Source organism: Fibrella aquatilis (genome assembly GCF_017353255.1).
Taxonomy (GTDB): Bacteria; Bacteroidota; Bacteroidia; order Cytophagales; family Spirosomataceae; genus Fibrella; species Fibrella aquatilis.
Genome location: NZ_JAFMYU010000002.1, coordinates 40,277 through 65,859, shown reverse-complemented (window position 1 = coordinate 65,859; position 25,583 = coordinate 40,277). Strand labels below are relative to the sequence as shown.

The 25,583-nt window shown below is 55.7% G+C and carries 28 protein-coding genes; 9 read left to right on the top strand and 19 right to left on the bottom strand.

What is annotated here, in order from left to right:
• Positions 1-148: 148 nt before the first annotated feature.
• Positions 149-2,110 carry a glucosamine-6-phosphate deaminase gene (nagB, locus tag J2I48_RS02640; protein ID WP_207333841.1) on the top strand — a complete coding sequence of 654 codons (1,962 nt, stop codon included), beginning with the start codon at positions 149-151 and terminating at the stop codon, positions 2,108-2,110.
• 74 nt (positions 2,111-2,184) lie between these two features.
• On the opposite strand, the gene J2I48_RS02635 is transcribed toward nagB, so the two are convergent.
• From J2I48_RS02635 to J2I48_RS02605, 7 genes are all read right to left on the bottom strand, one after another.
• Positions 2,185-2,364, bottom strand: a complete 180-nt coding sequence (locus tag J2I48_RS02635) for a type II toxin-antitoxin system HicA family toxin (protein ID WP_207333840.1) — start codon at positions 2,362-2,364, stop codon at positions 2,185-2,187.
• 10 nt (positions 2,365-2,374) lie between these two features.
• On the bottom strand, positions 2,375-2,599 hold the full coding sequence (locus J2I48_RS02630; protein ID WP_207333839.1) for a type II toxin-antitoxin system HicB family antitoxin: 225 nt from the start codon (positions 2,597-2,599) through the stop codon (positions 2,375-2,377).
• A 142-nt stretch (positions 2,600-2,741) separates the two neighbouring features.
• Entirely contained in the window at positions 2,742-3,395 is a 654-nt protein-coding gene (locus J2I48_RS02625) for a hypothetical protein (RefSeq protein ID WP_207333838.1), read from the bottom strand.
• Positions 3,396-3,433: 38 nt separating this feature from the next.
• Positions 3,434-4,159 carry a hypothetical protein gene (locus tag J2I48_RS02620; protein ID WP_207333837.1) on the bottom strand — a complete coding sequence of 242 codons (726 nt, stop codon included), beginning with the start codon at positions 4,157-4,159 and terminating at the stop codon, positions 3,434-3,436.
• A 199-nt stretch (positions 4,160-4,358) separates the two neighbouring features.
• Complete coding sequence (locus J2I48_RS02615) at positions 4,359-5,633, bottom strand: WD40 repeat domain-containing protein (RefSeq protein WP_207333836.1); 1,275 nt, start codon at positions 5,631-5,633, stop codon at positions 4,359-4,361.
• Positions 5,634-5,759: 126 nt separating this feature from the next.
• Positions 5,760-6,467, bottom strand: coding sequence for a response regulator transcription factor (locus tag J2I48_RS02610; RefSeq protein WP_207333835.1), 708 nt, complete (start codon positions 6,465-6,467; stop codon positions 5,760-5,762).
• Positions 6,445-7,719, bottom strand: a complete 1,275-nt coding sequence (locus J2I48_RS02605) for a sensor histidine kinase (RefSeq protein ID WP_207333834.1) — start codon at positions 7,717-7,719, stop codon at positions 6,445-6,447. Before J2I48_RS02605 ends, J2I48_RS02610 begins: the two co-directional genes overlap by 23 nt.
• 239 nt (positions 7,720-7,958) lie before the next feature.
• Here J2I48_RS02605 and J2I48_RS02600 point away from each other — a divergent pair, with 239 nt between their 5' ends.
• From J2I48_RS02600 to J2I48_RS02585, 4 genes are all read left to right on the top strand, one after another.
• On the top strand, positions 7,959-8,363 hold the full coding sequence (locus J2I48_RS02600; RefSeq protein WP_207333833.1) for a DUF1573 domain-containing protein: 405 nt from the start codon (positions 7,959-7,961) through the stop codon (positions 8,361-8,363).
• Between the two features lie 103 nt (positions 8,364-8,466).
• A complete protein-coding gene (locus tag J2I48_RS02595) occupies positions 8,467-9,456 on the top strand; it encodes a DUF4349 domain-containing protein (protein WP_207333832.1) in 990 nt (329 codons plus the stop codon).
• A 73-nt stretch (positions 9,457-9,529) separates the two neighbouring features.
• On the top strand, positions 9,530-10,792 hold the full coding sequence (locus tag J2I48_RS02590) for a chorismate-binding protein (RefSeq protein WP_207333831.1): 1,263 nt from the start codon (positions 9,530-9,532) through the stop codon (positions 10,790-10,792).
• A gap of 87 nt (positions 10,793-10,879) precedes the next feature.
• Positions 10,880-13,108 carry a M12 family metallo-peptidase gene (locus J2I48_RS02585; protein WP_207333830.1) on the top strand — a complete coding sequence of 743 codons (2,229 nt, stop codon included), beginning with the start codon at positions 10,880-10,882 and terminating at the stop codon, positions 13,106-13,108.
• On the opposite strand, the gene J2I48_RS02580 is transcribed toward J2I48_RS02585, so the two are convergent.
• Both J2I48_RS02580 and surE read right to left on the bottom strand, forming a co-directional pair.
• A complete protein-coding gene (locus J2I48_RS02580; protein WP_207333829.1) occupies positions 13,098-14,651 on the bottom strand; it encodes a GH3 family acyl-acid amido synthetase in 1,554 nt (517 codons plus the stop codon). The two genes, J2I48_RS02585 and J2I48_RS02580, sit on opposite strands and share 11 nt — an antisense overlap.
• Positions 14,652-14,753: 102 nt before the next feature.
• Positions 14,754-15,527, bottom strand: a complete 774-nt coding sequence (gene surE, locus J2I48_RS02575) for a 5'/3'-nucleotidase SurE (RefSeq protein WP_207333828.1) — start codon at positions 15,525-15,527, stop codon at positions 14,754-14,756.
• A 241-nt stretch (positions 15,528-15,768) separates the two neighbouring features.
• Between surE and J2I48_RS02570 the strand changes: the two genes are divergently transcribed.
• Positions 15,769-16,461, top strand: coding sequence for a sulfite oxidase-like oxidoreductase (locus tag J2I48_RS02570; RefSeq protein ID WP_207333827.1), 693 nt, complete (start codon positions 15,769-15,771; stop codon positions 16,459-16,461).
• A gap of 3 nt (positions 16,462-16,464) precedes the next feature.
• On the opposite strand, the gene J2I48_RS02565 is transcribed toward J2I48_RS02570, so the two are convergent.
• The 3 genes from J2I48_RS02565 to J2I48_RS02555 are packed head-to-tail and all read right to left on the bottom strand — an operon-like array spanning position 16,465 to position 17,674.
• Positions 16,465-16,965: a DUF6169 family protein gene (locus tag J2I48_RS02565; protein ID WP_207333826.1), complete on the bottom strand. Its 501-nt coding sequence runs from the start codon at positions 16,963-16,965 to the stop codon at positions 16,465-16,467.
• Entirely contained in the window at positions 16,952-17,125 is a 174-nt protein-coding gene (locus J2I48_RS02560; RefSeq protein WP_207333825.1) for a hypothetical protein, read from the bottom strand. The genes J2I48_RS02565 and J2I48_RS02560 overlap by 14 nt, the downstream gene beginning before the upstream one ends.
• Before the next feature lie 54 nt (positions 17,126-17,179).
• Positions 17,180-17,674: a GAF domain-containing protein gene (locus tag J2I48_RS02555; RefSeq protein WP_207333824.1), complete on the bottom strand. Its 495-nt coding sequence runs from the start codon at positions 17,672-17,674 to the stop codon at positions 17,180-17,182.
• A 214-nt stretch (positions 17,675-17,888) separates the two neighbouring features.
• On the opposite strand from J2I48_RS02555, the gene J2I48_RS02550 reads away from it, so the two are divergent.
• The gene (locus J2I48_RS02550; RefSeq protein WP_207333823.1) at positions 17,889-18,491 is read left to right on the top strand and encodes an HI_0983 family protein; all 603 of its coding nucleotides are present in this window, start codon (positions 17,889-17,891) and stop codon (positions 18,489-18,491) included.
• Positions 18,492-18,514: 23 nt separating this feature from the next.
• Here J2I48_RS02550 and J2I48_RS02545 read toward each other — a convergent pair whose 3' ends face one another.
• The 3 genes from J2I48_RS02545 to rsmI form a co-directional block, all read right to left on the bottom strand.
• On the bottom strand, positions 18,515-19,327 hold the full coding sequence (locus J2I48_RS02545; RefSeq protein ID WP_207333822.1) for an inositol monophosphatase family protein: 813 nt from the start codon (positions 19,325-19,327) through the stop codon (positions 18,515-18,517).
• 256 nt (positions 19,328-19,583) lie between these two features.
• Complete coding sequence (locus J2I48_RS02540; RefSeq protein ID WP_229375761.1) at positions 19,584-20,759, bottom strand: lipoprotein N-acyltransferase Lnb domain-containing protein; 1,176 nt, start codon at positions 20,757-20,759, stop codon at positions 19,584-19,586.
• A 172-nt stretch (positions 20,760-20,931) separates the two neighbouring features.
• Positions 20,932-21,678, bottom strand: coding sequence for a 16S rRNA (cytidine(1402)-2'-O)-methyltransferase (rsmI, locus tag J2I48_RS02535; RefSeq protein WP_207333820.1), 747 nt, complete (start codon positions 21,676-21,678; stop codon positions 20,932-20,934).
• Between the two features lie 10 nt (positions 21,679-21,688).
• Between rsmI and J2I48_RS28610 the strand changes: the two genes are divergently transcribed.
• Positions 21,689-22,192: a DUF6932 family protein gene (locus tag J2I48_RS28610; RefSeq protein ID WP_374758145.1), complete on the top strand. Its 504-nt coding sequence runs from the start codon at positions 21,689-21,691 to the stop codon at positions 22,190-22,192.
• The gene (locus J2I48_RS02530; protein WP_207333819.1) at positions 22,189-22,407 is read left to right on the top strand and encodes a hypothetical protein; all 219 of its coding nucleotides are present in this window, start codon (positions 22,189-22,191) and stop codon (positions 22,405-22,407) included. Before J2I48_RS28610 ends, J2I48_RS02530 begins: the two co-directional genes overlap by 4 nt.
• Before the next feature lie 12 nt (positions 22,408-22,419).
• Here J2I48_RS02530 and J2I48_RS02525 read toward each other — a convergent pair whose 3' ends face one another.
• The 4 genes from J2I48_RS02525 to J2I48_RS02510 form a co-directional block, all read right to left on the bottom strand.
• On the bottom strand, positions 22,420-22,650 hold the full coding sequence (locus tag J2I48_RS02525) for a 4a-hydroxytetrahydrobiopterin dehydratase (protein WP_207333818.1): 231 nt from the start codon (positions 22,648-22,650) through the stop codon (positions 22,420-22,422).
• 110 nt (positions 22,651-22,760) lie between these two features.
• Positions 22,761-24,086 (bottom strand): ABC transporter permease, encoded by a 1,326-nt coding sequence (locus J2I48_RS02520; RefSeq protein ID WP_207333817.1) that lies wholly within the window; start codon positions 24,084-24,086, stop codon positions 22,761-22,763.
• Between the two features lie 3 nt (positions 24,087-24,089).
• The gene (locus J2I48_RS02515; protein WP_207333816.1) at positions 24,090-25,001 is read right to left on the bottom strand and encodes an ABC transporter ATP-binding protein; all 912 of its coding nucleotides are present in this window, start codon (positions 24,999-25,001) and stop codon (positions 24,090-24,092) included.
• 148 nt (positions 25,002-25,149) lie between these two features.
• On the bottom strand, positions 25,150-25,572 hold the full coding sequence (locus J2I48_RS02510; RefSeq protein ID WP_207333815.1) for a chromate transporter: 423 nt from the start codon (positions 25,570-25,572) through the stop codon (positions 25,150-25,152).
• Between the last annotated feature and the right edge of the window lie 11 nt (positions 25,573-25,583).

Here is a 25,583-nt window from a genome sequence, read left to right as displayed (position 1 = left end):
TGTGCATTGTACATTAACCCCCTTCCCTGCGCTAACGTTGGCGCAAACGCGCGATAACCGCCCTGTAAACCCCTCCTTTCCTCCCTTCTTCCTTTCCTCCTTCCTCCCTTCAATTTACCTTTGCGGCTCAATCAACCGCCAACACAGTATGATTGCTGAGCCTGCTCACACCGACGCGCCCTTCAGTGGCCCCCTCCAGTCGGCCATCACCTACGAGAAAATTCCCACTAACATCTACGCCGACGCCAAAGCGGCCTCACGGGCAGTGGCCCACGAGATTGCCGACCTCATTCGGCAGCGGCAGGGCGAAGGAAAACCCTGTATTTTGGGCCTCGCCACGGGGTCGTCGCCCAAGACGGTATACGCTGAACTGATCCGAATGCACCGCGAGGAGGGACTGAGTTTTCGGAACGTGGTGTCGTTCAACCTCGACGAATATTTCCCGATGGAGCCGGACTCGCTCCAAAGCTATTGGCGGTTCATGCGGGAGCAACTCTTCGACCATGTAGACATCCCGGCAGGTAATTACCACGTGCCCGACGGGACGCTGTCGCCCGATCAGGTGGCGGCTTTTGCCAAGCAATATGATCAGCAAATTGCCGACGCGGGCGGGCTTGACTTTCAGTTATTGGGTATTGGCGGCAACGGCCATATTGGCTTTAACGAACCGGGTTCACTCATCAACAGCCACACCCGCCTGATGATGCTCGACCACTCGACGCGGGCGGCTGCATCGGTCGATTTTGGTGGACTGCCCCGCACGCCGCGTAAGGCGATTACGATGGGCGTGGCCAGCATTTTGGCGGCCAAGCGGGTGGTACTGCTGGCCTGGGGTGAGCGCAAAGCCCCCGTAATTGCCAGTGCCGTGGAAGGCACCGTGACGGAGACAAACCCCGCCTCGTACCTGCAAACGCACCCCAACGCCCTGTTTGTAATCGACGAAGCGGCGGCGTCGGACCTAACCCGGATGCGGACGCCCTGGCTCGTAGACTCGGTAACGTGGGACAATGCCATGAAGAAAAAGGCGGTCACGTACCTCTCGATGACGCTGCAAAAGCCAATTCTGAAACTGACCGACCGCGACTATAACGACAACGGTGTCAGCGACTTACTGGCGCAGTATGGTCAGGCCTACGACATCAACATCGACGTCTTTAACCAGTTGCAGCACACCATTACGGGCTGGCCCGGCGGCAAACCCAACGCCGACGACACCAACCGCCCCGAACGCGCCCTGCCCGAACGGAAGCGCGTCCTTATCTTCAGCCCCCACCCCGACGATGACATCATCTCGATGGGCGGCACCTTCCAGCGGCTGGTCGATCAGGGGCACGACGTACACGTGGGCTACCAGACCTCCGGCAACATTGCCGTGGCCGATGACGAAGCCTTGCGCTTTGCCGATTTTGTGGTCGATTTCAACAAACAATTCGGCATCGACAGCCCCGGAGCCACGCATATTTTCCAAGATGCGGCAGCGTTTTTGCGGACCAAGAAAGACTCGGATAGGGACATCGACGAACTGCGCTACGTGAAGGGCGTGATCCGTCGGGGTGAGGCCAAATCGACGTGCCGGTTTGTGGGTATTCCCGTAGAAAACGCGCACTTTATGAACCTGCCGTTTTACGAAACAGGCAAGGTGGAAAAGAAGCCGCTGGGGGAAGCCGACATTCAGATTACGATGGAGTTGATTGAAAAAATAAAGCCGCATCAGATCTACGCCGCCGGTGACCTCGCCGACCCACACGGTACGCACAAGGTGTGTCTGGACGCTATTCTGGAGGCCGTAAAACGCCTGCGCCGCGCCGACCCCACGCCCGCCAACTTCATGAACGACTGCTGGGTGTGGCTTTACCGTGGTGCCTGGGCCGAGTGGGACATCCACGAAATCGAAATGGCCGTACCGATGTCGCCTGATCAGGTGATGAAGAAGCGGCTGGGTATTTTCAAGCACCAGTCGCAGAAAGACGGCGTAGTCTACCAGGGCACGGATGCCCGCGAGTTCTGGCAGCGCGCCGAAGAGCGCAACCGCACCACCGCCAGCCGCTATAACCGCCTCGGCCTGGCCGAATACGAAGCGATGGAAGCGTTTGTCAGATGGAAGGGGTAGGAATAAAAAATGACTCCGCGAGACTGATCTCGCGGAGTCATTTTTTATGATGTTGCCCTGATAAATCTGTCGGCTTATAGTTGTCCCACGGCGTCGAGCACCTCTTTTACAATTTTGGGATGCAGACTTTTACCACTGTGAAATGGAATGACAACTCTCGTCTTATCTTTCAGGTAGATGCGATGGCTTCCTTTAGTACGGATCAGTACGAAACCATGTTGAAGGAGAAGCCGCTCGGCTTCTTTGGCCTCCATGACGGGTAGCTTAGGCAAGGGCTACTTCAATAGTTGAGGTGATAATTTCATGCCCAAGCAACTCAACAACATTATCGGGTGGCATAGTTTCCAAATACAATTCAATCGCCTCCTGGATATTGTCACGAGCCTCTTCAAAGGTATCGCCCTGCGACTGGCAGCCTTTCAATTGTGGACAATAGACATAATAGCCATTTTCGTCCTTCTCGTAAATCACATTAACATTGTAGGTCATGCATTCAATTAATTGTAGAGTATAGATGCTCGCTTCAGGGCTATTAAGGTCATTCGAATATACGAATGATTACGCACTAAAAAGGACAGGCCTTAGGGACTACCGTCGGCCCGCCCTTCCTGTATCGGGTGAATAGCGTTGCTTATTCTACGATGTAGAGGGGTTGAGTCAGGCTGTCGTGCTCTTGAATAAGAAAATGAAACGGCGACAGGCGCAACAGTTTGTTGAAACTATCGGTGCTGACAAATTCGGTGATAGCGTCGTGCAACGCAACAAAAGCTGCGTATAAATAGGCTGTCTTTAATTCGGACATTAGTTCAACAGCGTTAGTTGACTCTACCGTACTAAGCGGATTAAGTAAGCGTAGCGTAATACCTGGCGTAGCTTCAATAGGCTGCGCAAAATCGTAGGCATAACCAAGGAAATAGGGTTCAGTCTGTCTTTTTAAGTCAGCGGGGTTTTCGGCACGAAGGCCATATGATTCAGCAGTAGGGTCTAGCCGACCAAGATAGTCGTATTCAAATAGAAGCGCATCAAACGGGACCTCTGTCATAGGCCACCACTCATCGCTGTTTTCAAGCATCTCGTGCAGGTACGCCTGACTCAATGACCCATAATCTATTGATTTTAGATCGCTTATAAATGGGGCTGCGCCTGCATCAATCAGCGCCAACGTGATATATCGATCTCTTTCTGCTAGCAGATACGCACGAATAGCCTTGTTGAGCATGGCAGCATGGCGTTGAAACGTGTTACAAAAAACGCTGCCGACTACTCGTTGGGTAATCGGCAGCATAAGAGCAATCAATCGGTTTCATCAACAGGCACCTGGCCTTAGCTCAATGGCCCGGCAAAGCTGGTGAGGGCAGTAGCGAGGTTGGTGAGGTCGGTGCTGAAGGGGCCGTCGGGGGTATTGTTGGCGTAGTCTTGTACAGTGCCGGCCAGTTCGCGCATAAGGCGTTCGGTGGTGCGCATGTCGCCCTCGTTGAGCGCGTCGCGGAGTTGGAGGAGTGATGCTTCCAACCACTGTGTGCTCACGTCGGAGCGAACCACCGTGATCCAGTCTTCTACCATCACGGCACCCTGTTCGGGCGAAGCGGCGGAGGTGCCCCCGGCCAGGGTTTCCAGCGTGTTGTTGAACATCAACTGGGCACGGTCGGCGGGGTTGTAAAGGTCGTAGATGGTGCCTTCAGCGGTTTGGTTTTCGGCCAATTGACTATCGTCACCCACGCGGTTGATGTCGATGGCGAACGACCGCAGCGAATCGGCCAGCTTGGTCAGATTTTCGCCCGTTTCACCTTCCACACCGCGAGCAATAGTCTGGGTTTGACCGGCCAGGTGGTTTAGGAAGTTCTTCACCCGGTGTGCATCGGGGCTAGGGTTCAGCAGTTCGTCGTAGAGGTCGGTGAGTTGTTTATTCACCTCTTCGGCACCATCAGCGTTCTTGAGGGCCGACTGCCATTCTTTAATCAAATCAGCACCGCTACTGGGTTGGGCGTCGCTTTTCGCCAGCGCGTGGAGGGTGTTTTGCAGGATTGTCTGCGGATAAGACTGTGCCATAATCGGGATTCGTTGAGTACGTGTTTGAACTACTAACCGAACCATTCCCCCGCCTGAATGTTCGGTTATCTGAGCAAAGCGATTGACTTATATCTGTTTACAACCAGCTTCATAACCCAGCTATATTGATCCGTACGAAAAAGGGGCAACACCATTGGCGTTGCCCCTTTTTCGTGGAAAGAGGGTTTACCGAAACCGGTTAGTTTACTACTCGCATGGCGTGCACACCGCGCGTTACGCTGATACGGCCCGGTTGCTTGGTCAGGCTGGGCTGGTCGCCTTTGGTCACTTTGTAGAACTCGATACCACCCGTGCGGATGCCGTAGTCGAGATATTCGGCCACACCCACGGCCAGGTTGTCGCCAGTGCGGTCGAACTCAACGGCCTGGGGGGCAATGCCCTCAATCGTGGCTTTTCCGCCAGCGGTGAGCTTGCCGTCTTTCAGGCCAAACAGGGCCACTTCACTCTTGCCTGCTGCGGCATTGGTAAACGGCTGGTACGACTGACCGGCGCTCACCACCGCCACCGCCGATCCATCGGGGCTGATGGCCACGGCTTCGGGGCTTTCGCCAGTGGCTATTTGCGATACAATCTTGGCATCAGCGGGGGTGTCTTCGGTGCTGAACTGGAGCACGAATACCTCACCGGCACCCGCACCACCCGCACCGGGGGCCTTTTTGCCGTCGGCAATGACGTAGTACTTCCCGTCGGCGGTGAACTTGCCCGAACCAGGCATGGCGCCCACTTTTACGGCTTTGCCGTGCGCAACGACGTAGGGTTTCTTCGATTTTTCGTCGATTACGTATTTCATCAGACCAACTTCGCCTGCTGCCGTGGTGTAGGCCGCAAACTGCCCGCCGGGGTGGAAGGTGACGTCGGTAATGCCCACGCCCGCCACGGGTGAAGCGGCCGTAAGTACCCGCGTGGGTTTGCCCGTAGCGTCGATGTCGATCAGTTTCAGTTCTTTACCTGCTTCGCTCGACGCCAGAATCAGGCTGGTGCCGTTGGGGGCAATGGTCACCGCCGACAGCCCGCCGGTGCCAGTCGGGAATTTATATTTCACCGCAGGCTTCTGCGGGTTGCTCATGTCCAAGATGAACATGGTATTGGTAACGGGAAAATCGGCCATGCCCTTGATCGTGCCGAGGCTATCCGAGAGTTGACCGCGCCCTTCAATCACGAAGCCCAGCCGACCGTTGTTGTTGATTGCCAACACCTTGTCAGTGAGGGCCATCGAGTTCGAGAGGTTGGCAGTGCCGATGCTTTGGCCGTTGCGGTTCAACGGAAACATGACGTAGGTGAGCTGGTCGCGGGTGCCGGGGGTGGTATACCGGTTGCCATCGATCATGGCCGAGGCCGAGAGGTCAGCGTCTGAAATAGCCACTAAACCTTTGGCATTGAATGTAATGGGTGACTGGGCGAAGGCGGTGCCAGACAGCATCAGCCAAACGGCCAGAAAGGTGCTTTTTTTCATGGGGCAAGCGGAAAATGGATTGGTTTTTTTAGGGATACTCCACAAAGATAAACGGCGTGAATAGATAACCTAACGAACAGCCCAAGGCATCCCGTATGGGTTTTTCTTGATATATAGGCCACTTTTTCAACTCCCAAGCTGCAACCGGAACCCCACGCCATGCACACTTTCGATACGAACGGTGGGGTCGTCGGCCAGGCGTTTGCGGAGGCGCGAGATAAACACGTCGAGGCTGCGGCCCATGAAATAATCGTCGTCGCCCCAGAGGCTGCGGAGCAGTTCGTCGCGGCGAACCACCGTGTTGGCGCGGGTCAGCAGGTAGGCCAGCACGTCGGCTTCGCGCTGCGTGAGGGCGTGCTGTTGGCTTGCCGACCGCAGACTGAGGTTGGCCGGGTCGAACTGGTATTGACCCACCATGAGTCGCGTCGGTGCCGAAAGGGCCGGTTTGGCATCGGGCCGGTTGGTTTTGCTGCGTTTCAGAAACACCTCTATTTTCAGCAGCAGTTCATCCATGCGGTAAGGCTTGGTGAGATAATCGTCGCCGCCAAGGCGTAGGCCCGTAAGCCGGTCGGTATGGTCGGCGCGGGCGCTGAGAAAGAGAATGGGCACGTCGGCGTTGGCAGCGCGGATTTGCCGGGCCAGGGTAAAGCCATCCGTTTCGGGCAGCATCACATCGAGCAAACATAGATCAAACTCTTGACTATCAGCCTGAAACAACGCCCATGCTTCGGCACCCGACGTGCAATGCACCACGGCAAACCCCGCCGCGCTCAGGTTGTCGCGCGTGACGAAGCTCAGGTTAATGTCATCTTCAACGTAGAGGATTGTGGGCATATAGTGAAAGAGTGAATGTACTGCCCGCACCAACTACACTGGTCAGGTTGATCGTCCAGCCGTGGGCGCGGACTACCTGACCGACGTAATACAGCCCCAGGCCGAAACCTTTCACGTCGTGGACGTCGCCGGTAGGAATGCGGTAAAACTGCCGGAAGATAGCCCGGTGGTGCTCACGGGCTATACCAATGCCGTTGTCGGCCACCGACCAGACTAGTTTCTGACCCTCGGTACGGGTGCTGAGCGTGATGCAGGGCGTGTTTTGGCAATACTTCCGGGCGTTGTCGATGAGGTTGTTCAGCAGGGTTTCCAGCGCGTAGGCATCGGCCAGGATCAAGGCCTGTTTGGCTTGCAAATCGAGCCGTATATGCGGGGCGTAGGTATCGGCAAGGTCGGTCATGAGGGCGTTGAGGTCAACCACGGTACGGTTGGCAGCGAGGCTGGTGCGGGGGTTACGAGCCACCTGCAACACGCTTTGCACCTGTTTTTGCAGGCGTTTGCTTTCTTCGCCCACAATACGGGCGTACTGGCTAAGCCGGTCGGGCTGGGTGCCGATGTCGGGTTGTTGCAGCACGTCGGCGGCAATGCGGAGGGTAGAAACGGGCGTTTGCAGCTCGTGGGTGATGTTATTGATAAAATCGCGTTGGATCTCGGTGAGTCGCCGTTGGCGTAGCACCACCCAGAGCGTGTAGCCAAACAGCAGCACCACCAGCCCCACCGCCGCCGACGACGCCAGCCAACCATCGAGTTGCCCCGCCACCAGGCTACCCTGCCCCGGAAAGCGTATTTCGAAGTAATAGGTGTAGCCCGGAAACTTGGGGTGCGTCCGCGCTTTGCTTACCCGCTTGCCCGTGGCTTTGCCCGGCTGCGTTACCTGCGTGCTCACATAGGCCCCGTAAACCATCTGCTCATTGTCGCAATTGTAGATGCCGTACTCGAAATCGGTGAGCAGCCGGTGCCGCCGGAACGCATCCTGGAGGTAGTGTTCCAGCAAAATAGGGTCGATGGGCGCGTCGGTACGGACCACAAAATAGTCGGGCGAGAGCTGAGTCACGGCCGAGCGCGTCTGGGTGATTTTGTTCAGCCGCGCCACCGCGTCAGCTACCTCCTGTAGAGCCACAAACGCCGTTTGCCGAAACTGCCGTTCGCCCAGCGCATAGGCCCGCCGCAGCCACACCGCCTGCACCGTGAGGATGCCCACAATGGCAACAACGGAGAGGATAACGAGGGTGCGAATAAGGGCGCGGGACATGAGTGAAAGAGCGAAAGAGTGAATGGCGAAAGAGCGAATGGCGAAAGAGCGAATGGCGAAAGTACGGTCTTCACTCTTTCACTCTTTCGCCTTTCACTCTTTCGCTCCCCTCTTTAACATTTCATTAACAACTGATAACGAGTCATTAACAAGGGGGCGCGGGGGCACCGGGTACGTTTGTATCGACCCTTGGCGGAAGGCCCGTCGGGTTCGTAATCAACCAAAAACCCCTGTTTCCAATGAAACGGACACTGCTTTCACTCTCGGCCCTGCTGTTGCTGGCCGGTACTGTTTTCGCCCACACCCTGGCCGCCGCCTTTGGCTGGACCAACACCGCTCAGGACCTGGGCCGCATCCGGCAGGGTAAGCCGGTGAGCATCAGTTACACGTTTACCAACAAAGGCGAAACGCCGCTGGTGGTGACCTACGCCAAAGGCTCGTGCGGCTGTACGGGTGTTGAATGGCCCAAAGAAGCCATCCTGCCCGGCGCCACCGGCGAGATCAAAGCCACGTTCAACGCCGCCGCCCTCGGTGCGTTCAACAAGACCGTATTCGTCGAATCAAACGCCGACGGTGGCCCCGTGTCGCTGGCCTTCAAAGGCGAAGTCGTCGCCGACGAAAAAGCAGGCGTGAGCGGGCGGTAAGGAACTACCAAACCTATAAGGTTTCCAAAACCTTATAGGTTTATTGCCCTTTTTATGCATTCTCATCCCCTACTTCATCTATCTCCTAAAAACCCCGTTCATCATGCAAACGATTCGCGTAATACTCTGTCTGTCTGCGCTTTGGCTTGGCGGCTGTAGCGCCAAACATGAAGCACAACAGCCGGCAACCGACCAGGTTCAGACCGAACAAATTCAGGCCGAGCCAGCACGGCCAGCCACCACGGCTAATGCGGTAATGGCCGACCAGGTATCGGACGAAGCAGTAACAAAGCCCCAGTCTGCCCCCGGCCTGTTTTCGCCCGAAGAAAAAACCGCCCTGCCCGCCCGCCAGTTTGTCCGCACCGCCGACGTGAAATTCCGGGTCGACAATGTGGCCAAAGCCACCAGCCGGATTGAGACCATCACTACGCAACAGGGCGGCTTTGTGACGTTTACGAAACTCGACAGTCAGATCGACGATAAAGAGACGGTGGCCATCAGCGCCGATTCGTTGCTTGAAACCACGCGCTATACCGTGAGCAACACCATGACCCTGCGCGTACCCAACACCCGCCTCGACACCACGCTCCAGGCCATCACGGCGCTGGGTAACTACCTGGACATCCGCGAGATAAAGTCCGACGACGTAGCCCTGCAACGTCTCGCCGCCGATCAGGCCCGCCGCCGCATTGCCGCCCACGATGCCCGCCTGCGCCGCGCCATCGACGGGCGGGGCCGCAAGCTGGGTGAAACCACCGCCGCCGAAGAGTCACGCCTGAATGGCCAACGCGAAAGCGACGAAGCGCAGATCAACGACCTCTCGCTGGCCGACCAGATTCAGTACAGCACCGTCACCTTGAACCTCTACCAGCGGCAGTCTACGCTCCGGGCTATGCTCCCCAACACCACCGACGTACGCGAATACCAACCCGGCTTTTTCGCCCAGGCCGCCGATGCTCTCGCCACCGGTGCCGACGTGCTGGCGGGGTTTGTTCTCTTTTTGCTCAAAAGCTGGGGCATCATTCTGTTTGGCCTGCTCGTGTTTGTACTGGCCAAGCTCGGCATTCGGCGGTGGCGACTGGTAAAGGCGTAGGCAGGTTTGTGGAGAGCAAAAAACTCTTTACCCCCCACAGCTTGTTATCCAGCTGAACAAGGTGCTTTCCGCCATGACCGCTTTATCTGACTCGCTCGCCACAGTCCGTTTATCGTCTCCTTCGCTTAGCCACATCTGGCAAACGGCCTACGAAACAGCCCACCCGGCGGCGATGTGGCGGCTTCCTCTGCAAACCGAAAAGCAGCTGATCGTTCACCTCGGCGATACCCTCACCGAGCAACCCACCGACCTCGACGAACGGCCTCCTGGCTTTGCCATTGGCCTGTTCAACTCAGCCAGCGCCACCCACAACGAAGCCAGCGCCTATTACCTGCAAGCCGACCAGCATTATGTTGCCGATGCCCCAGGCACTGCGCCGGGTTCGGTGCAGACGCGCCACCTGACCCATACCGCAGTCGGCGAGGCCTTTGAGCAAGCCGTTTGGCGGGTAATGCAACAGGACAGCCCGGCCTCAGCAGCCACCTCATTTGCGGAGGTGCCCGATCCCGAGGCGCAGGCCAATTTCGAGGCGACCGTGGCCGAAGCCGTGACGGAAATGAAGGCAGGCAATTTCTGGAAAGTGGTCATCTCGCGCACCAAAACCCTCGACTTCGGCCAACAACCCGACGTTACCGTCCTGTTCGACCGGCTTTGTGCGGCTTACCCGGCGGCGTTTGTGTCGGCGGTATTTTTGCCGGAGGGCACAGGTGGACAGCCTGCGCAAATCTGGCTCTCGGCCACGCCTGAACGCCTCGTGAGCGTAGACGCCAACGGCTTGTTCAAAACCGTGGCCCTGGCGGGCACCCAGTCAGCCTATTACCCCGACGGCACCCTGAAACGCACCGCCGACGCACTTTGGTCGCAGAAAGAGATTGAAGAACAGGCCCTCGTGAGCCGCTATATCATTGGCTGTTTCAAGAAAATACGCCTGCGCGAATACCACGAAGAAGGCCCCAAAACGGCACAGGCGGGCAACCTGATGCACTTGTGCAGCCAATATTCGGTGGACACCAGGGCCGTTAATTTTCCACAACTGGGCACAGTGATGCTGCGCTTGTTGCACCCTACCTCGGCCGTGTGTGGCATGCCCCGCCCCGAAGCGCTAGCCTTCATTCAAGCCCACGAACGCCATAATCGAGGGTTCTACGCGGGCTTCCTCGGCCCCGTCAACATCGACGCTGCCAGCAGCTTGTTCGTGCATATCCGCTGCCTGAAACTAGCCGGTCAAACCGCTACGCTCTACGCTGGGGCGGGCCTCACCGAAGACTCGGACCCCCAAAAAGAGTGGCTCGAGACTGAAATGAAATGCCAGACGCTCGTCCGGGGAATGCGGTAACATACAACCGCTTGCTACGTTCACCCTGTTTTCAAACGACCCGTTTCCTATCTTTGACTTACGGCGATTTTATCCCGCTGTTGGTCAATGAGATCTCTACTGTTTACCCTCTCGCTTCTGCTCTGTTTAGGCAAATTGCCGTTGGCAGCGCAAAGCCCCATTAATCAGTTACAGCAGCGGGTCGATGCGGCCAAACGCCCGGCTACAGATAGCTTAACACCCCTTTTTAGCCGATCAAATCGCGGTGGTGGGGTACCTTCAGCGGCGTTTCGGGCCAATCAATCGCCGCAAGTACTGCAACTCGACCAGCAGCAACTCGCGCAACTCACCAACGAACGCCCCGCGTTGCTCTCGTTTGCGATCCCCACTGAAACCGAGGCCATTGTTCTCGAATTAGTACCGGTTGAGCTATTTTCGGCAACTGGCAAACTGCTTGTAGGTACGTCGGGTGGTACAATCGAACTGCCTTTCGAGCGAGGGCTGCATTATCAGGGCGTGGTGAAAGGCAAGCCTAACTCAGTGGTGGCCGTGAGCATCACCGACGGTACGCTGGCCGGGCTAATTGCCGACGAAACCGGTAACTATTCACTCAATGCGTTGAAAAACAACCCCAGTACGTACCTGTTCTACAACGACCGCAACCTCGCTGCACAACGCGCCTTTACCTGCGACACGCCCGACACCACCCGCGCGGCTATCAGCAACGTAGAAGCCCCGCTGTCAATTAATTGCCGGGTGGCGAACATTTACTTCGAGGCCGATTATAAACTCTATCAGGACAACGGCTCGAACACCACCCAAACGGCTAACTACGTCGCGAATCTCTTCAATCAGGTGGCGGTACTGTATGCCCGCGAAAACATCGCGGTCCGGGTGGCGGGCCTCAAGGTATGGGCCACTCCCGACCCGTATACCAGTCTCACCACTACAAGCGATGTCTTATCAGCTTTCCGAACAAACCAAAACAGCAGCCCACCGCCGGGCATCAGCAGCAACCTGTCGCACTTTCTGTCGGGGCGGTCGTTGGGTGGTGGCATTGCCTACCTCGACGTGCTCTGCGGCTCTTCTTATCGGTACGGCGTCAGCGCGAGCCTGACAACAACCTACACGGAGTTTCCAAACTACTCGTGGGAAGTAATGGTCGTGACACACGAGTTGGGCCATAATTTCGGGTCGCCGCACACGCACAGTTGCACATGGCCGGGTGGAGCTATTGACAACTGCTACACCACCGAAGGCGGTTGTGCGCCCGGCCCCGCGCCGACCAACGGCGGCACCATCATGAGTTATTGCCACCTCACAAGCGCGGGGATCAACTTCGCCAATGGCTTTGGGCCATTACCCGGTAACCGCCTCCGCGACCGGGTTACGAGTTGCTCATCGCTGTCGGTTGCCAACGATGTACCCACCAGCCTGGCCAACAAAACGCCACGCGCCACCGCCACCACGCTCTATTGGGTCTCTAACGCGGGCAGTACGCAGTTTACGCTGCAATACCGCCTCAGCAGTGGCTCCAGCTGGACCACCGTAGGGCCAATTGCCGGTCCGCAATACGACCTCACCGGCCTGCAAACCACCACCGCCTACACGTGGCGGGTCACGGGCGAATGTTCGGGCACATACTCTGCCGAGTCCAGCTTTACCACTGGCGTTGGCGCCTATTGTACCCCCGTTTACACCAACAACGGCTGTGGCTTCGGCATTGGCCTGAAGCGGGTGGTGGTCAACGGAACCACCCTCACTGCTAATTCAGGCTGCGCGGCCAACTACTACACCTACTACCCCACCCCCGTAGCGAGCGTATCATTATCGGCGGCAAATACGTTTACGGTCGAGTTCCTGGGTACATTCAACGCGCAGCAGTTCGCCATCTGGATTGATGTCAACCAAAGTTTTGAATTTGAGCCGGGTGAGCGTGTATATGGCACACCAACGTCAGCTACGGCTCCAGTGAGCAGCACGTTTACGCTACCTGTTGGGACGCAGGCGGGGCAGACGTACCGGATGCGGATCAGGAATCAGTTTTCGTCGTCGGTGACGGCTCCCTGCGCAGCCCTCGGCTATGGCGAAACCGAAGATTACCTGGTGTATGTGGTGCCCCCCTGCGGCCCAACGATGACGTCGGTGAAGAGCGGCAGTTGGAACGACCCCGCCACTTGGTCGTGTCAGAGTCTACCCTCGGCTACAACCGCGCTCACGATCCGTAGCGGCGACGTGATTACCCTACCTGCGAACTATCAGGCCACTGTCCGTTCGTTGCAGATGCGGGGACAACTTCGTTATTTGTCCAATGCCCAACTTAAGATTAGTCCGTAGTATCTACAAACGCTTTCCACTCCCTGATCTGGTCTTTTTTTAGGACGCGGGGAAATTTATGTTGGCCACCCATTTTGCCTTTGGCGGCCATCCAGTCGTAGAAGCGCTGGGCGGGGAGTACCGTCAGAAATACGTTCTTCAGGGCATGGGCGCGTTCGGTGGCGTAGTCGTCGTTCAATTCTTTTAAATGTGCGTCGATACGGTCGCGTAGGGCATCGGCATCTACCTGTTCGTTGTCGGTGCCAATGTACCAGTGGTGCGCAAACAGGGGGTCGTGGTTAACGCCCGCCACGGTAAACTCCCGCACGTCAATATTCATTTCCCGCGCCGACAGTTCCACCGCCTTGTTCATGTTGTCGACAGACAGGTGTTCGCCGCAAAGACTTAAAAAATGCTTTGTACGGCCCGTAATGACGATTTCAGCCTTTTTCTTCGAGACAAATTTGATAGTGTCGCCAATGAGGTAGCGCCACGCACCGGAGCAGGTCGAGAGCAGCAGCGCGTACTCTTTGCCTTCCTCCACCTCGTCGATCATCAGCGTTTCGGGCCGGGCCACCATCACACCGTCGGCATCGAAGTTGGCGTCGGTGAAGGGGATAAACTCGTGGAAAATGCCATTATTGAGCACCAACTGCATACCCTCGGCTTCAGGGTGGGTCTGGTAGGCGATGAATCCCTCCGAAGCCAGGTAGGTTTCGATATAGGTAATGGGATGGGCCAGCAGCTTCTCGAACCCCTGCTTATATGGCTCGAACGACACGCCGCCGTGGCAGAAAACAGCCAGGTTAGGCCAGATATCGTGGATGGTCTTGACCTTGTAGTGGGCAATGATCTTTTCCATCAGCAACTGAATCCAGGCCGGTACGCCCACTACATAGCCAATGTCCCAGTCGACGGCTTGCTGCGTGATCTCGTCGAGTTTGGTGCCCCAGTCGCGCTCGGAGGCAATTTCGGGACCGGGCTTGTAGAACCGCTGAAACCAGAACGGAATCTGGCTGGCCGTAATGCCGCTAAGATCGCCCTCGAAATGACCTTCACGGGCGTTGAGCTGCGTGCTGCCGCCCAGCATGAGGTATCCTTTCTCGTAGAGCGATGCGGGCAGATGGCGGTATTTGCCCAGCGTAATGATCTGCCGGATGCTGGTCTTTTGGATAGCCTTACTCATGGCCTTCGTCACCGGAATATACTTCGAGGCCGCCTCCGACGTGCCTGAACTGAGCGCAAAGTATGTCACCCGACCCGGCCAAGTCACGTTCTTCTCGCCCTCCAGCGACCGGTGCCACCACTCGGCAAAGATCTTGTTATAATCGTAGATGGGTACGTGGCGTTTGTAGGCTTCATACACAGCCCGCTCACCCCCAAAATGACCGTCACGCAGCACCTCGTCGAAGCCATATTTGACCCCAAACTGCGTGTAGCGGGCCTTTTCGACCAGCTTCAGCAGCGTCTTCTTCTGCGACTTAAACGGGTTGAGTTTCTTCCGCCGTTGCACCGCGTTCGTCAGCCGGATACCCCGTTTTAATAGTGAGCCTAGGATTGCCATGATTTTAGTGGTAAGTGGTGAGTGGTAAACGGTGAGTTTGCTTACGCTAGCGTACTTGCTCTGGCGTAAGCAAACTCACCGTTTACCACTCACCACTTACCGTTATAAATTCCACCCTTCCATTTCTTCCATCACGCTATACGCAGTGAGGTCGAACTGGCAGGGAACAATGGATGTATAGTTCTGTGACAGTGCATATTCGTCGGTATCTGTGCCCGTGTCGTTGTTCACAAACTCGCCGTCGAGCCAGAAATAGCGGCGGCCATGTGGATCGCGGCGCTCGTCGAAAATCTCCTGCCATTTGGCGTTGGCCTGCCGACAGATTTTGATGCCTTTCAGGGGTTCAGTGGCCTTGGCGGGGAAGTTTACGTTCAGGGCAACGCCCTTGGGCATACCCCGCTCCAGCACATTCCGGGCAATGCTCAGCACGTGTTGGCGGATATGCGAAAAGTCGGGTTCACGGCTGAAGTCGCCCAGCGAAAACCCAATGGCCGGAATACCTTCAATGGCCGCTTCGATAGCCGCTGACATCGTGCCCGAATAGAGTACGCTGATGGCCGTATTGCTGCCGTGGTTTACGCCGCTCACCACCAGGTCGGGGGCGCGATCTTTCAGCACGTGGTGCTTACCCAATTTCACGCAGTCGGCGGGGGTGCCGGAGCATTCGTAGGCGGGCAGTTCGGGAAAAATAGTGGTCGGGTAAAGCCGCAGGGGCGTGGCAATGGTGATGGCATGACCCATGCCTGACTGTGGACTGTTGGGGGCTACCACCACTACGTGGCCAATTTCCTGCATGCAATCAACCAGAAAAGCGATGCCACGGGCAGTGATGCCGTCGTCATTGGTTACTAAAATCAGCGGTTTGTGGTCACTCATACAGAGAAAATAAAGGGGCGTTTTACTAATGGCAAAGGTACAACCAGAACGCTTGCCCAATGGGTGGGTAACAATGCCTTCATATTGGGGTGCTGGATGCTGGATGCTGGACACTGGACGTTGGACACTGGATACTGGATACTGACAACAAACTTCCAATATCCAGTGTCCAACGTCTAACATCCAGCATCCAACTGAACAAGCAGCAAATCCATCTGGTTAGTACGTAAAGGACAACCTTATGGAAGCCAACGACAAACTCGACCGGATTGTGGAAGCGCGGATGAAGCTGAAGCGCCGTTTCGACGAAAAAATGGCCAGCAGCCCGTCGCTCTCCGACGAAAAACCACGTGGTAAGGGACCAACCAACCGCCACGGTATGCCGCAGGTGCCTATTGGTCAGACCGTTACTACCAAATGGCCGGTGCTGGACCTGGGCTACCAGCCGGAGATTCCGCTTGATAAGTGGCAACTGAACATTGACGGCGAGGTGAACCACCCCGTGCGCCTGAAATGGGAAGACCTGATGGCCTTACCGCAGGTAGAAGACACCAGCGATTTCCACTGCGTCACCACCTGGTCGCGCCTCGACGTGCCGTGGGTAGGGGTGCGTTTCATGGACCTCGCCGCCCTGGTCGATCCCAAAGGCACGGCCACGCACGTAATGTGCTACGGCTACGACGGCTACGCTACCAATGTATCGCTGGAAGAGGCCCTAAAGCCCGACGTACTGCTGGTACACACGGCTGATGGTCAACCCCTTAGTCGCGAACACGGGGGTCCGCTACGGATGATTACGCCGCAACTCTACGCCTGGAAAGGCTCTAAATGGATTAAGCGGATTGAGTTTATGGCGGGCAACCGCCTGGGCTTCTGGGAAGAGCGTGGCTACTCCGACACCGCCTACCCCTGGCGCAATGACCGCTATAGTTGAGGGCTATTTTTCGTCGCTGCCCATAGACATGAAGGCGTCAATTGCAGACAACCGATTAGGATGCTGAAGATGGATGAACATGGAAAGCAAAATCTGTTCACCGTCGTCAGCAATCATCTGACGATCTACTTTTGCCAGTGGCAAATTGCTATTTAGTAGTCCTCGATAAAACCAGGCTGTGAATTTACAAGCACGCGCACGCTGACGATTATCGGATGTATCGCAAACGTAAACTATAACTTTTTCATGGGTGTCGAAAAAGTGGGTGAATATAGCCGCAATGGTAGGTGCTATTGTCGAGTCGGCAGGAGTCTTCGTGTGTTCGGCTGTTCCTGTCATAACAACGATCATCTCGAAGGTTGCTATACCCAGTTCCGATACATGCTCAAATAAATAGTCGGATGGAGCAAATCTGACTTCATAGTCAACTAATTGACTAGTAGTAAATGCGTAGACATTGCTGTAGCCACCGATATACGTAAAGCGGTAGCTATTTTGCTCCATGCTGCTCCTGTTGCATTTGTTCCCTCAACTTTTCAAAAACAGCTCTATACTCAGCATCATTAGTATAGCGGTCACGAGCCTCTTGTTGGGCTTGCTTCTTTGTATCAATCAACCGGCGGAGCTTTTCTTTGCCCGTCATAGGCTTGGCCTGCGTTTCCATAGTCATACTGATTTACAGGTAAATATACGCGGCTACAAGCCATTTCGTTCACCTTCACTCCCCCACAAACGCCCGAATTGGCCCCAGCAGGCCGGGGAGTTGCTTCTCGATATAGGCCCGTTCACTCGGCGACCACTGGCGCGGGCGACCAAAAACGCAGGGTTGGAGAATGCCCCACAGTTCACCCTCGGCCTGGATGTGGGCGTGGACCAGCGCACTGTGACCAAATGTCCGCCGCTCAAAGTCGCGGTTCAGCACGTCGGGGCTGGCGGTGTTCACATCAGACACATAGACGGACGGCTGCATAGCCAGCCCCGCCCGAATAAGGGGGTCTTCTTTGGGCAGGCTGGTGGTGTCGGGTTGCCAGTCGGGCTGAATCACGTCGGGGATGGTTTCGTTGCGCCGCCACTGAAATGCCGTGCGGCCCTGCTGCAGGCTTGGCTGGCGGACGTAGAGAAAACAGCGGTCGGCACCGAGGTAGCGGCCTATTTTTTCAACGGCTTTCTGGAGAGTAATCTGGGCCGTGGCCTTTGCTTCAATGGTATTCATAATTGAGTTAATCGTTAGATCAAGTAGTGTTTATTAACCGGTGGTGACATTGGCCCCAAACTTGCTAGGGTTATACTGATGCCGTTGGCCATAGGCTAATCGGCACGTTATCAGACCATAACCTCAGTAAATCAGCCTCCTTACTGTGCGTTGAGTTAGGCAATTATGGCTTTCCCAGAAAGCTTTTAGTACCACTCAACGCTCACGTTCCCGTATGAAAACGCTCCTTTTCGGCCTCTTGTTGCCCTTTATTTTCGGCCCCGCCCCGCTCATCACCCAACCTGCCCCACCCGTAGACCACCTCCACCTGCAAGGCCCGATTGCGTTCAACGGCCAAACGTTCCGGCTCAGCACGAGTGCCCAGCCCACGCCCACCTACGTGCGGCAGGAGTACCTACCCACCAACGAACCCGCCGACGGCTACCACAATCTGTTTATGCTGTCGGTGATTACCAACGGCCAAACCATCGACCAGACTGTGGCCACGCAGGTGCAGCGGCTGACCGATATTCAGGAAGAAGACCTCACGGTACATTATCGCGTCCGCAAGGACTCGTTGACCGGCACCGCCACGCTCGATTTTGTCTGGCGTGCCAACAGCGACGACACCAACCCCATTATGGAGTGGAACGCCTACCGATTTGAACCCTACACCAGCCCCACCGGCCAGAAGGGCGTACTCATGGCAGGCAACCGCCGCCGTGCCTACGGCAGTGAGATCGTGGCGTTCCTGGAGGCCTTCCGCACCGAACGCCCGCAGATTCTCCAGTCGTTAGCAACGTTCAAAACGCCGGTAGCGGTGCTGAGTAATCAGTGAAGCCTGACGCCGAAACGCTTACGCTACTTCGGCCAGTATTCGCCAATCAGCGCCAGTAATTCTGGTTGCGACGCGCAGCCCGCGATCACGTCGCCGCCAAAAAGCATGGTGTCATGCCCCTGAAAATCGGTGACGATGCCCCCGGCTTCGTGCACGAGGCAAATGCCCGCAGCCATGTCCCACGACTTAAGGTTGTATTCGTAAAACGCCTCGAATCGTCCCGCCGCCACATAGGCCAGGTCTATCGCCGCCGACCCCATCCGCCGCAGCCCGTGGCTGCGCTGCATCAATTGCTCCAAGATGTGTAGATACGGCTGCATTTGCTCGAATTGGTAATACGGAAACCCCGTAGCAATCAGGCCGTCGGCCAGGTGCGGGGCCGTGCTCACGCGCAGGGGTTGTTCGGCCCTACCGCCTACGCTCAGCCACGCTCCTTGTCCCTCGGCAGCCGAGAAACATTCGTCGCGGTTGGGATCATACACCACGCCCGCAATGGGTCTGCTGCCTTGCGCCAGGCCAAGACTAACGGCGTAGATGGGCAGTCCGTGAATGAAGTTGGTTGTGCCATCCAGCGGGTCGATAATCCAGTTTAGGCCCTTACGGTCAGCCTGTTCAGTGGTGCCTTCTTCGGTAATAAAACCCGCTTCGGGCAGGAGCGCATGGAGCTTGGGCACCAGCATTTTTTCGCACTCCTTATCTACGTACGAAACAAGGTCGTTGAGGCCCTTGTATTCAATGGCGTCGCGGTTGAATTTCTGGCGTTCGGCCAGCAGAAAAGCCCCCGCCTCGCGGGCAATGGCGTTGAGGTCTGACCGGAAAGTTGAAGGAAAAATCATCGTTGAATTTTACAGTTTTCAGTTTACCGTTTACCGTTTTCAGTTGCTTTGCATGCGGTGGCTACGCGCTATAGTGGGCTTCGCGCTTGCGGCCCCTCGACTGCGCTCGGGGTGACAGGGCATTATAACAAGTTCTTGAGTTGATTCAAGGTCGTTGTCACCCCGAGCGCAGTCGAGGGGCCAGGCGACAGCCACCTACCGCGCGAAGCTCTACCAAAGCGCCAAGCAACTGAAAACGCTAAACTCAAAACTGACTTTACATTGCCACTAGTTGCCTGCTATCCGTTCGCACCCACGACCGGTATAGGGCACGTACCAGCAGAATGCCAATAAACAGTTCATCAGCGAAGCCGGGGGCGGGGGCCAGAAAAAGCGATATAAACAGCAGCAGGGCAGTGATGCGGAAATACATACCCGCCTGATACGGATGCCGTTTGGCCGACGTAGCCCAGAACACGCCGGGAATGTGCAGGGGCATCATCCAGAGCAAGGTAGTATTCCAGGTGGTCACGCCGTGGTCGGTGGCAAACCAGAGCAGGAACAAAAACCAGCCCCAGATGCCCGCAAAGCCAAACAACAGGCGGTCGAGCCAGCGGCCTTTGGTCACCAGCCCAAGCCGGTTGCTATTCCATTGCTGCCAGGTAAGCAACGCCACCAGCACCAGCAACACAAGCATCACAAAGTCGGGGTAGAGCACCAGCGGCAGGGTGTCTTTAAACAGTCGTTGCCCCTCAAACAGGGTCTGCGTCTGCGTCACCAGCGGCAGCAGTCGCCCGTCGGTGGTGCGGACCTGCGCGTTGGCCAGTTGGTCAAACACATTGTCGGGCAGGTACATGGACTCCCAGCCGGTAGTTACTTTGTCGGCCGGGCGACCAATGGCGAGGTTCATACCTAGCCGCTCCCAAGGTTTGGCACCCAGGTAATCGTTCATCCAGGCCCGGTACGACTTGGTAGGCTGCTTCACGGTGGGTGACCAAACCAGGCTGTCGCCCATGGCTGCATCAATCATGTCGCGGGGGCGGGTGGCGCAATTGTCGTAGTAAAATTTGTAGCGGTACTCGCGGTTCTGGGGCAACAGATTGGTTTCCAACGCCGTAAGCAAGCGTTGCCGTTGCGACGCCGACAAGTTCAGTACCTGCTCCCGAATGCTGCGGTTGTTTTGCTGGTAGTACCACGCCACCTGATTTAGCTGGTGCGACGCAATAAAATAAGGCAGCGTACCGCGCAGAAATTTCAGCACAAACAAATCGGCCCTGTAGTCGAACCCGCCGTAACTATAATCTCGGTCGAAGCCCGTCATGGGGTCACTAATGCGAATTTCAGTATGCCCAAACACCGACGATATATCATCCTGACCGGGGCCGTATGTAATCAGGCTAACACGGGCGGCGGGAGAGAGTGCCTGAGCTTCGGAGGAATGTACAATAAACAATGAACAATGTATGATGAGGAAAGTGGTCAATAGACCTAGCTGGTGTAGCTGGTCAGCATTTGCAATGTTGACCTTGCTAACCGCGCGTTTGCAACGCGCCTTGTTCGCTTTAGGCAGTAAGGCACGTTGCAAACGCGCGGTTAGTAAGGTCAACATTGCAAATGCTGACCAGCTACTCATCCTCATCATCGTCAACCCGCTGTTTGTAATAGTCATCACCTTTTTTGTTCCGTTTCTCCGTTCCTACTTTCTCCTCTTTTCCACCCACACAAACCACGATTTCGCCTTTGATAGGCTTGTCGGCAAAATACGCGTGAACCTCGGTCAGGGTTCCCCGCGCAGTTTCCTCAAAGAGTTTGGTCAATTCGCGCGACACGCTCACGGGCCGGTCGGGGCCGAGTACTTCCATTAATTGCTCCAGAAACTTCAGCAGCCGGTGCGGCGATTCGTAGAAAATCATCGTCCGCGTTTCGTCGGCCAGGGCCAGCAGGCGCGTTTGTCGGCCTTTTTTGTGCGGCAAAAACCCCTCAAACGTAAACCGGTCGTTGGGCAGGCCCGAGTTCACCAGCGCGGGCACAAAGGCTGTGGCACCGGGCAAACACTCCACCGCAATGCCCGCCTCAATGCAGGCGCGAACCAGCAAAAAGCCAGGGTCTGATATGGCGGGCGTACCGGCATCGGACACCAGCGCCAGCGTTTTACCCGCCTTCAGTTGCGCCACCACTTTCTGAATCGTGCCGTGTTCGTTGAAGATATGGTAGCTGTGCAGGGGTTTGCTGATGCCCAGGTGCTTGAGCAAAAACCCCGACGTGCGGGTGTCTTCGGCCAAAATGCCATCTACGCTTTGCAGCACCTTCACGGCCCGCAACGTGATGTCATCCAGATTACCAATAGGCGTAGGAACGAGGTAGAGTTTCAAGGTCGGTTGTGTGTTCGGTACAAAGGACGCAAACAATTACTTTTGTTTTGTGCTTACGCTTCAACCAACCGGACTATTGGAACCGGGATATCATCCGTGTTCAGCGGCTGACCTATTTAACTGCTTCGTCAAACCGTTTGCAAGTGCGAAACGTCTGCAACTGTTTAAGGCCTGGCAAGCATACAATAGCCGCTTGAGCCTGTTCGTTGGTGGAGAAAAGTTGACGCAATGGGTCGATGGGAGTTTCGTAACGAATAAGCCCAATCCCGGCGACATTGATTTGGTCACGTTTTTGCCGCACTACATCTATGAGCCAATCGCCTCGCAACTAATAGACTACTACAGTACGTTTTCACTGTATGACAACGGACTAGACGCTTACATATGTCCTGTTTATCCAGAAAGCCATACGTTACACAGTCTGTATGTAGATCGCCGTCAGTACTGGGAAAAGACGTTTAGCAGTCAGCGAGAGTATACAGCATTGAAAGGTTTTTTGTCTATAACGCTATGAACGAGCAGAAAACACACCTCCAAAAAATAAATGCCGTACTGGGCTTGTTAGCTGACGTGAATCGTATTCTGGCTCACCCAGCTACGCAAGCTGATTCGTTTCAACAAGTTCAATATGAGCGGCAAAAGCAGCAATATATTGCCCAACTGACGGACTTGTTAGGCACAACTACACAGCCATTGCTCGTCACAAGTCGCCCATCTGAGGCCGCCTGACGTTTACCCCCTTTACAACACCCCATCTATCGCGGCGGCTAGCGCACGGTCCTTCTCCGTTACGGTATTACCGGCGTCGTGGGTGGTGAGTTCAATGGTCACTTTGTTGTAGACATTGGTCCAGAACGGGTGGTGATCCATTTTTTCCGCCAGCAGGGCCACGCGGGTCATGAAGGCAAACGCCTCCGAAAAATCGGCAAACGTAAACTGCCGGGTAAGTTTATTATCGCTTTCGTGCCACATAAGAAAGGAGAAACGGAGGAAGGGGAGGAAAGGAGAGCTGACGCGTCAGCGTTACGGGCGAAAGCAATTTCTTTCCTCCCCTTCCTCCGTTCCTCCCGTTCCTCCTTTTTTTACGCTTTATAAAAAATCCATTTCGACAATTCTCTGTACGTTGGCTTCTTGCCGTACATCAGGATACCCACGCGGTAGATGCGGGCGGCGAGCCAGGTTGTACCCACAAAACCCAGCACCAGCAGCAGCATCGAGAGGGCCAGCTGCCAGCCCGGCACGCCAAACGGAATGCGTACCATCATAATAATAGGCGACGTAAACGGGATCATCGACATCCAGAACGCCAGCGGGCCGTCGGGGTCGCTGATGATAAACTGAGCCAGCGTGATGCAGGCAATGATGGGCAAGGTTACAGGCAGCATAAACTGCTGCGTGTCGGTTTCGCTGTCGACGGCAGCGCCAATAGCCCCGTAGAGTGAGCTGTAGAGCAGGTAGCCACCCAGAAAATAGAACAGGAAACAGCCAATAATCAGGGTCAGGTTCAGCGTCTTCAGCGCTGCCACGGCCCCCGCCATCATGCCCGGTTTTTCGGCAGCTTTCACCATCTCATCGGCCTTTTTGGCGCTCATCGTGGTCGACATGCGGGCCTTGGCAGCATTGCGGGCCATATCTCTTCCCAGAATAGCAGAACCACCCCAGATGAGGCCCACGGTGAGCATGATCCAGAGCAGAAACTGCGTTAACCCCACCAGCCCAACGCCCACAATCTTACCCATCATCAGCTGAAACGGCTTCACCGACGAGATAATGACTTCGATGATGCGGCTGGTTTTTTCTTCCAGCACACTACGCATCACCTGCGTACCGTAGAGCAGCACCGAGATGTAGATCAGCATGGCACACAAGCCGCCGATGATGCTCGTGGTGAGGGTCGAGGTTTTCTTTTCGCCCAGTTCGCTGAGGCTGATGGTCTCGGCATCCACGTTTACTTTGGCATCGGCAATGACCTGCTGCGTAATGCCCAGTTTGGTCAGCTTCTGTATTTCAATTTCTTTGGAAATAGCCTGTTCGATGTTGCCTTTCAGGTTGCCGCCAATACTCTTTTCGGCGAAAATCTGCACCGTTTTCGGGTGCTCGATTACGTCTTTGGGAATGATCACCAGGGCATCGTAGCCGTCTTCTACAAACCGTGCTTTGGCCTGCGCCACGGTAGTAGAAAGCGAGGTAAACTTAGTCTCTTTGTCGGTTTTGAAATTTCCGGCAAACTGCCCTGTCTGATCTACTACGGCCACTTTTTTCTGCGAAACGGAGCCAACCGCCAGCCAGCCAATGCCCCCATAGAAGGCCGTTAGCAGAAGCGGGGCCAGCAGCGTCATCACGATAAACGACTTCTTGCGCACACGAACCAGGTATTCGCGCTTAATAATGGTCAGGATGATGTTCATGAATCAATCGTTGGCAGAGCCAACGGCTTTAATAAAGATGTCATTCATAGTAGGAATATTTTCGCCAAACGACCGGATCGACACGCGGTCGAGGAGGAGGCGGATGAGGTCGTTGACGGCGGCATCGGGCGGAATCTTGATGTCCATCCGCTCGAAAGCATCGTCGGTGGGGCCTACTATGGTAGTGGCAAACGCAGCGGGCAGTTCACCCACAGTACCCTGGTATTCAACGCGGTAGGTGTGCGTTTTGAACTGCTCCTTAATGGCCCGCTTCGACCCGTCGAGCACCTTGTGCGACTGGTGGATAAGCGCAATATGGTCGCAGAGTTCTTCGACGGTTTCCATACGGTGGGTCGAGAAAATGATGGTCGTACCCTGCTGTTTCAGTTCCAGAATCTCGTCGCGGATGAGGTTGGCGTTGATAGGATCGAAGCCCGAAAAAGGCTCATCCAGAATCAACAGGGCAGGTTGGTGAAGCACCGTGGCCACAAACTGAATTTTCTGTTGCATACCTTTCGAGAGGTCTTCCACATTCTTGGCCCACCAGGTTTTGATGTCGAACTTCTCGAACCATATCTTCAGCTTGTCCATGGCCTGCCGTTCGTTAAGGCCCTTTAGCTGAGCCAGATACAGCAGTTGTTCGCCCACCTTCATCTTCTTATACAACCCCCGCTCTTCGGGCAGGTAGCCAATGTGGCGGATGTGTTCGGGACCCAGCGGCTTACCGTCAAACAACACCTCGCCCGAATCGGGGCCGGTGATCTGGTTGATGATGCGAATGAGCGACGTTTTACCCGCGCCGTTGGGACCAAGCAAGCCAAAAATCTGGCCCGTGGGCACCTCCAGACTTACGTCGTCTAAGGCCCGGTGCTGAGCGTACTGTTTTACAATGTGGCGTGTTTGAAGAATAGCCATGCGAACAAAAAAGAGTGAGGCCTTAAAAGTAACGGTCGGCGGGCAAACCGAATCAAAATTAGGACTAATAGCCCCCCAGCCCGACAAACGGCAAAAAAAGAGCCACCCCTGCACAGGGATGGCTCTTGATGAGTAAGCTAGGGGGTTGTTAGTTCACGTAGCGGTCGCGGATCTGAAACAGCAGGTACATGCCCAGCAGAAACGAGATGACGGCCGAAAGAATATGAAACTCAACCAGCATCGACACGATCCAGATCAATTGCGACAGGTAGGTCTTCGACCAGCCGTCGCGGCTGCGGCTGAACAAACCGGGAATGGCCATCAGGCCAACCACAATGGCGATAATCATGATGATCAATGCCAGGCTAGCGCCGAGGTGCAGGGTGAAGAAGCTCAGCAGTGCCAGACCACCGCCAAACAATATGGCCAGAATCGACAGCGGCAACAACACAACCGCGATGTAGGGCATGATCTTTACAATCAGATCCTTGGCTTCTTCGGGCAACTGAAACGGCGCTTTGGTTGTGAATATTGGCGCCAATTCATTTTCTAAAACGGCAGGCTGGGTCATAGGACAGGCAG

What these genes read in the sequence shown, in the direction of transcription:
- nagB (WP_207333841.1), top strand. Translation starts at nt 149, where the DNA reads ATGATTGCTGAGCCTGCTCACACCGACGCGCCCTTCAGTGGCCCCCTC.
- J2I48_RS02635 (WP_207333840.1), bottom strand. Translation starts at nt 2,364, where the DNA reads ATGGAGGCCAAAGAAGCCGAGCGGCTTCTCCTTCAACATGGTTTCGTA.
- J2I48_RS02630 (WP_207333839.1), bottom strand. Translation starts at nt 2,599, where the DNA reads ATGACCTACAATGTTAATGTGATTTACGAGAAGGACGAAAATGGCTAT.
- J2I48_RS02625 (WP_207333838.1), bottom strand. Translation starts at nt 3,395, where the DNA reads ATGCTGCCGATTACCCAACGAGTAGTCGGCAGCGTTTTTTGTAACACG.
- J2I48_RS02620 (WP_207333837.1), bottom strand. Translation starts at nt 4,159, where the DNA reads ATGGCACAGTCTTATCCGCAGACAATCCTGCAAAACACCCTCCACGCG.
- J2I48_RS02615 (WP_207333836.1), bottom strand. Translation starts at nt 5,633, where the DNA reads ATGAAAAAAAGCACCTTTCTGGCCGTTTGGCTGATGCTGTCTGGCACC.
- J2I48_RS02610 (WP_207333835.1), bottom strand. Translation starts at nt 6,467, where the DNA reads ATGCCCACAATCCTCTACGTTGAAGATGACATTAACCTGAGCTTCGTC.
- J2I48_RS02605 (WP_207333834.1), bottom strand. Translation starts at nt 7,719, where the DNA reads ATGTCCCGCGCCCTTATTCGCACCCTCGTTATCCTCTCCGTTGTTGCC.
- J2I48_RS02600 (WP_207333833.1), top strand. Translation starts at nt 7,959, where the DNA reads ATGAAACGGACACTGCTTTCACTCTCGGCCCTGCTGTTGCTGGCCGGT.
- J2I48_RS02595 (WP_207333832.1), top strand. Translation starts at nt 8,467, where the DNA reads ATGCAAACGATTCGCGTAATACTCTGTCTGTCTGCGCTTTGGCTTGGC.
- J2I48_RS02590 (WP_207333831.1), top strand. Translation starts at nt 9,530, where the DNA reads ATGACCGCTTTATCTGACTCGCTCGCCACAGTCCGTTTATCGTCTCCT.
- J2I48_RS02585 (WP_207333830.1), top strand. Translation starts at nt 10,880, where the DNA reads ATGAGATCTCTACTGTTTACCCTCTCGCTTCTGCTCTGTTTAGGCAAA.
- J2I48_RS02580 (WP_207333829.1), bottom strand. Translation starts at nt 14,651, where the DNA reads ATGGCAATCCTAGGCTCACTATTAAAACGGGGTATCCGGCTGACGAAC.
- surE (WP_207333828.1), bottom strand. Translation starts at nt 15,527, where the DNA reads ATGAGTGACCACAAACCGCTGATTTTAGTAACCAATGACGACGGCATC.
- J2I48_RS02570 (WP_207333827.1), top strand. Translation starts at nt 15,769, where the DNA reads ATGGAAGCCAACGACAAACTCGACCGGATTGTGGAAGCGCGGATGAAG.
- J2I48_RS02565 (WP_207333826.1), bottom strand. Translation starts at nt 16,965, where the DNA reads ATGGAGCAAAATAGCTACCGCTTTACGTATATCGGTGGCTACAGCAAT.
- J2I48_RS02560 (WP_207333825.1), bottom strand. Translation starts at nt 17,125, where the DNA reads ATGGAAACGCAGGCCAAGCCTATGACGGGCAAAGAAAAGCTCCGCCGG.
- J2I48_RS02555 (WP_207333824.1), bottom strand. Translation starts at nt 17,674, where the DNA reads ATGAATACCATTGAAGCAAAGGCCACGGCCCAGATTACTCTCCAGAAA.
- J2I48_RS02550 (WP_207333823.1), top strand. Translation starts at nt 17,889, where the DNA reads ATGAAAACGCTCCTTTTCGGCCTCTTGTTGCCCTTTATTTTCGGCCCC.
- J2I48_RS02545 (WP_207333822.1), bottom strand. Translation starts at nt 19,327, where the DNA reads ATGATTTTTCCTTCAACTTTCCGGTCAGACCTCAACGCCATTGCCCGC.
- J2I48_RS02530 (WP_207333819.1), top strand. Translation starts at nt 22,189, where the DNA reads ATGAACGAGCAGAAAACACACCTCCAAAAAATAAATGCCGTACTGGGC.
- J2I48_RS02525 (WP_207333818.1), bottom strand. Translation starts at nt 22,650, where the DNA reads ATGTGGCACGAAAGCGATAATAAACTTACCCGGCAGTTTACGTTTGCC.
- J2I48_RS02520 (WP_207333817.1), bottom strand. Translation starts at nt 24,086, where the DNA reads ATGAACATCATCCTGACCATTATTAAGCGCGAATACCTGGTTCGTGTG.
- J2I48_RS02515 (WP_207333816.1), bottom strand. Translation starts at nt 25,001, where the DNA reads ATGGCTATTCTTCAAACACGCCACATTGTAAAACAGTACGCTCAGCAC.
- J2I48_RS02510 (WP_207333815.1), bottom strand. Translation starts at nt 25,572, where the DNA reads ATGACCCAGCCTGCCGTTTTAGAAAATGAATTGGCGCCAATATTCACA.